General features: G+C 69.7%; 1 protein-coding gene. It reads right to left on the reverse strand.

Translation table 11 applies throughout. From position 1 onward, the window contains the following. The coding region (locus tag VLF18_RS16200; protein WP_325280668.1) for a non-ribosomal peptide synthetase at positions 1–5733 on the reverse strand (5733 nt) is incomplete at both ends.

Genomic DNA, 5733 nt, shown 5'->3' on the forward strand with positions numbered 1-5733 from the left:
TTTCGGCGTACTGCGCGAGCCAGTAGTCCTTCTGCGCGAGCAGTTCTGCGCTGCACGCATGCCCGGCGAGTGCCGCGCCCCACTGCTGGTACGACGCGGTCTTCGCCGCGAGCGCGATGGTCTCGCCGCGCAGATGCTGCGCGTAGGCCTGCTCGATGTCGCCGAGCAGGATGCGCCAGGACACGCCGTCGACGACGATGTGATGCACCGCGAGCAGCAGCCGCCCTGCCCCGGCCGTGTCGCCGCGGAAATGCACGGCGCGCAGCAGCGGTCCGTCGGCGAGATCGAACGCCGCCTGCCAGTGCGCGCAGCGCGCGCTGACGAACGCAGCGCGCGCGTCGGGCGACGCCGGCAGCGTTTCCTCGATGCAGCTCGCCGCGACGAGCGCGTCGCTCAGCGGCGCATGCGTCGCCTGCCAGCGGCCGTCGCGCTCGACGAAGCGCAGGCGCAGCGCATCGTGCCGCGCGTGGACTGCGGCCATGACGGCACGCAGCGCGTCGCTGTCGAAGCCGTCCGGCGTTTCGAGCAGGATGGCCTGGTTGAAGTGATGCCGGTCGGTTGCATCGCCGTCGAAGAAATAGTGATGCACCGGCAGCAGCGGAAGCTCGCCAGCGATCTCGCCCTGCGGCGCCTGCACGACGGCGTCCTCGGGCGCGATGCGCGCGAGTTCGGCGATGGTCTGCGCCTCGAACAGCTGCTTCGTCGTGATGCCGATGCCGGCCTGGTTCGCGCGCGAGACGACCTGGATCGACAGGATCGAATCGCCGCCGATCTCGAAGAAATTGTCGTGGACGCCGACCTGCTCGACGCGCAGCACCTGCTGCCAGATCGCCGCGAGCTGCCGTTCGACCTCGGTTTCCGGTGCGACGAAGACCTGCTGCGCCTGATAGTCGGGCTCGGGCAGTTTGCGCTTGTCCACTTTTCCGTTGTGCGTCAGCGGCAGCGCATCCATGACCACGAACGCGGCCGGCAGCATGTAGTCCGGCAGGCGCTGCTTCAGGTGGCGGCGCCACTCCTTCGCGAGCAGCGTCTCGTTCGGCAGATCCTCGCCCGGCGCGCAGACGACGTAGGCGACCAGGCGCGGCGTGCCGCCGTCGCGGCGCGCGACGACGACGGCGTCGCAGACCGCCTCGTGCGCAAGCAGGCGCGTCTCGATCTCGCCGAGTTCGATGCGGAAACCGCGGATCTTGACCTGGTCGTCGGCGCGGCCGACGAATTGCACGGCGCCGTCGGGCAGTTGGCGCACGAGGTCGCCCGTGCGATAGAGCCGCGCGTCGGGGTCGCTTCCGAACGGGTCGGGCACGAAGCGCTCGGCGGTCAGCTCGGGGCGCTTCAGATAGCCGCGCCCGACGCCGGCGCCGCCGAGATAGAGTTCGCCGACGACGCCGAGCGGCACGAGGCTGCGCTGCGCGTCGAGCACGTAGTGCGTGGTGCCCGAGATCGGCGTGCCGATCGGATAGCTGTCCTCGCGGCGCACGGCGATCTCATAGGCCGTGCTGAACGTGGTGTTCTCGGTCGGGCCGTAGACGTGCATCAGGTGCCGCGGCTTGCCGGCCGCGAGCACGCGGTTGACCGCTTCGACGTCGACGCCCTCGCCGCCGAACAGCAGGCAGTCGAGATGGCGGAAGCCGGTCGGATCGACGATCGACATCTGGTTGAATACGGCCGTCGTCACGAACAGCGTGCCGACGCGGCCCTCGGCCAGCGCGCGCGCGAGCTTGCGCGGATCGAGCAAGGTGTCCTTGCCGACGTGATAGAGGCTCATGCCGTTGGCGAGCGCGCCCCAGATCTCGAACGTGGCCGCGTCGAACGAACTGTTCGACGCCTGCGCCATGACCTTGCCCGGCGCGAGTTCCACATAGTTCGGCGACGCGACGAGGCGCACGACGTTGCGATGCTCGATGAGCACGCCCTTGGGCTGCCCCGTGGAACCCGAGGTGTAGATCGCGTACGCGAGGCTGCCCGCATGCAGGCCAGGGACTTCCGGCTTCGTGTCCGGCAGTCCGGCGAGCAGCATCGCGCGCAGCGGCGCGTCGAGCGGCAGCACGGTGCAGTCGCCGAACACCGGCAGCGCCTGCAGCACGTCGTTCTGCGCGAGCACGATGTCGACGCCCGAGTCCTCGAGCATGTAGGCGATGCGGTCCTGCGGATAGTCCGGGTCGAGCGGCAGGTAGGCGGCGCCGGCCTTCAGGATCCCGAGCATGCCGACGATCAGGTCGAGCGAGCGCTCGGCGCAGAGGCCGACCAGCGTGTCGGGCACGACGCCGAGCGCGATCAGATGATGCGCGACGCGGTTGGCCTGCGCGTCGAGTTCGGCATAGCTCAGCTGCTCGCCATGGAAATCCGCGGCGATCGCATCCGGCGTGCGCGCGGCCTGCGCCTCGACGAGCGTGTGGATGCAGGCCTCGGCCGGAAACGCCGCGGGCACGGCGTTCCACTGGTCGAACTGGCGGCGCTCGGCGTCGCCGATCAGCGCGAGGCTCTGCACCGGGCGATCGAGCGCCTGCGGCATCTGCCGCAGCACCTGCGCGAAATGGCCGAGCAGCCGCGCGATCGTCGCGTCGTCGAAATCCTCGCCCGAATACGCGCACTGGATGTGCACGCGGCCGCGCAGGCCGATGTTGAACGCGAGCTTGTAGCCGGTCTGTTCGTTGCGTCCCTTGGACTCGACGCCGAGGCCCGAACCGCGCGACTCGGCTTCCATCGCCGCCTCGATCGGGTAGTTGCCGATCACGAGCAGGCTGTCGAACAGCGGCGTGCCCGAGGGCACGCGCGACTGGCGCTGGATTTCCGCGAGCGACAGATGGCTGAACTCGTTCGCGCGCAGGAAGTCCGCCTGTACCGCGCTCACGTGCTCGGCCAGCGTCGTCTCGCCGGCGAAGGACACCTTGAACGGAATCGTGTTGATGAACAGACCGATCATCTGCTCGATGCCGGCGACTTCGGCCGGGCGGCCCGACACGGTCACGCCGAACACGACGTCGTCTTCGCCGCTGTAGCGGTGCAGCACGTAGGCCCAGGCCAGCTGCAGCAGCGTGTTCACGGTCACGTGCCGCGCCTGCGCGACGGCCTGCAGCGCGTCGCCGTCGACGCTGTCGAGCGTGACCGCCTGCTCGCGCTGTCCCGGCGCGCGCACCGCGAGCGGCAGCCTGTCGACCGCGAGCGCGGTCGGCGCTTCGAGGTGCTGCAGCTGCGTGCGCCAGTAGTCGCGCGCCGCCGCGGCGTCCTGCGCCTGCAGCCACGCGATGTAGCGTTCGTACAGCGGCGCGGGTTTCAGCGCCGGCTCGCGTCCGTCGAGCAAGGCCTGATAGACCTCCATGACCTCGCGGTAGAACACCGGCATCGACCAGCCGTCCGACAGCACGTGGTGATGCGTCCAGAGCAGCTGATGCCGGTCGTCGTCGAGGCGGAACAGCGCGACGCGCATCAGCGGCGCGCAACGGAAATCGAAACCGCGCGCGCGATCCTGCTGGCGATACGCTTCGAGGCGCCGCGCCTGTTCCTGCGGCGCGATGCCGCGCCAGTCCTCCTCGTGCCACGGCAGTTCGGCGCGGTCGCTGACGAGCTGCTGCAATTGCTCGCCCTCGCCGACGAACGCCGTGCGGAACACGTCGTGACGGTCGACGACGGCCTGCCAGGCGCGACGGAAATGCCGCGTGTCGATGACGCCGCGAAACACCGGCAGCGTCTGCGAGCAGTAGGCCGAGCGGTCGAGCTGACTGTGGAAATACAGGCCGGTCTGCATCGACGTGGCCGGATACAGCCGGATCAGGCCGGGATAGGCCTGCTGCCACTGCGCGAGCTGCGCGGCGCTCACGTTCGCGAGCGGGAAATCCGACGGCGTGAACGTCGTGCGCTCGCGCGCGGCGCAATGCGCGATGACCTCGCGCAGGCCGTCCTCGATGAAGCGCGCGACCTGCTCCATGGTCTGCGCGTGATGGCGCTCGCGACTGTATTCGAGCGTCATGCGCAGCTCGCCGCCGGCAACCAGGCCCTTGAGCACGAGCGGATGACGCCGCTGGCGCCGCGCGCTCGCATGCGCGCCGGCGTATTCGGGCGCGCTGCGGAAGAAGGTCTCTTCGTTGACGCTCTGGTCGGCCTGGCCGAGGTAGTTGAACGCCAGCGCCGGCCGCTGGCCGGCTTCGGCCTGGATCAGCGCCGCGTCCTCGGCGATGTGCCGCAGCAGACCGTAGCCGATCCCCTTGCCCGGGACGGCGCGGCAGTGTTCCTTGATGGACGTTACGACGGATTCCACCTGTTCGTCCGGACTCGACAAGGTCAGCGGATACAGGGTCGTGAACCAGCCGACGGTCTGGGTCAGGTCGAGGCCCGCATCGATGTGCTCCGCTTCGCGGCCATGCCCTTCGAGCGCGATGCGCAGCGTGTCCGCGCCGGTCCAGCGACGCAGGCCGAGATAGACGCCGGCCAGCAGCAGGTCGTTGATCTGCGTGCGGTAGGCGCGATGGCATTGCTGCAGCAGCAGCTGCGTTTCCTGCGCGGTCCACCGCAGGGACACATGTTCCGTCGTCGACACCGCACCGTTGCCGGCGCCGGGCAGATCCTGCGGCAGCGCGGCGACCGGCTTCGCGTACTGCGCGAGCCACCAGGTCTTTTCCTGTGCGAGCGTCCCGCTGCGCGCATGCGCCGCGAGCGCCTCGCCCCATTGGCGGAACGACGAGGTCTTCGGCGCGAGTTCGATCGCCGCGCCGCGCTGCAGCTGCCGATAGGCCTGTTCGAGATCGGCCAGCAGCACGCGCCAGGAGACGCCGTCGATGACGATGTGATGCGCCGCGAGCAGCAGGCGGCCGCGGCCCTCGCCGCGGAAATGCACGGCGCGCAGCAGCGGCCCGTCGGTCAGATCGAGCGAGGCCTGCCAGCGCTCGCAGCGCCGCGTGACGAACGCCGCGCGCGCGTCGTCGTCGGGCGGCAGCAATTCCTCGATGCAGGTCGCGTCGAGCATCGCGTCGTCGAACGGCTGATGCCGTCCCTGCCAGCGTCCGTCGAACTCCGCGAAGCGCAGGCGCAGCGCATCGTGACGCCGGTACAGCGCTGCAATCATCGCGCGCAGGTCTTCGGTCGCAAGGTCGCCGGGGACGTCGAGCAGCACGACCTGGTTGTAGTGATGCCGGTCGACCGGATCGGCGAGCAGGAATTCCTTCTGGATCGGCAGCAGTTCGATCGCGCCGTCGATCGCGTGCTGCGGCTGCGGCGCCGCCTGCGTGCGCGTCGCGCGCTGCGCGAGATCGGCAACGGTCTGCAGTTCGAACAGCTGGCGCGTCGTGATGCCGATGCCGGCCTGGTTCGCACGTGCGACGACCTGGATCGACAGGATGGAATCGCCGCCGATCTCGAAGAAGTTGTCGTGGACGCCGACTTCGTCGACGCGCAGCACCTGCTGCCAGATCGCCGCGAGCTGCGCTTCGAGCGCATTTCGCGGCGCGACACGTTCCGCCGCGGCGAACGCCGGTGCCGGCAGCCGCTTGCGGTCGACCTTGCCGTTGAGCGTCAGCGGCAGGTGGTCGAGCTGCACGTAGGCGCTCGGCTGCAGATAGCCCGGCAGTTGCTCGGCGAGTCCGGCCTTCGCGCGTTCGGCGATGCCGGCGTCGTCGCCGACGACGTAGGCGACGAGACGCGCCTGCGGACCGTCGCCGTGCACGGCGACGGCGGCTTCGCGCACGCCGGCGATCTGGCGCAGGCGGCTTTCGATGTCGCCGAGTTCGATGCGGAAGCCGC

Source organism: Tahibacter sp. (assembly GCF_035481375.1).
In the GTDB taxonomy this organism is placed as follows: Bacteria; Pseudomonadota; Gammaproteobacteria; order Xanthomonadales; family Rhodanobacteraceae; genus Tahibacter.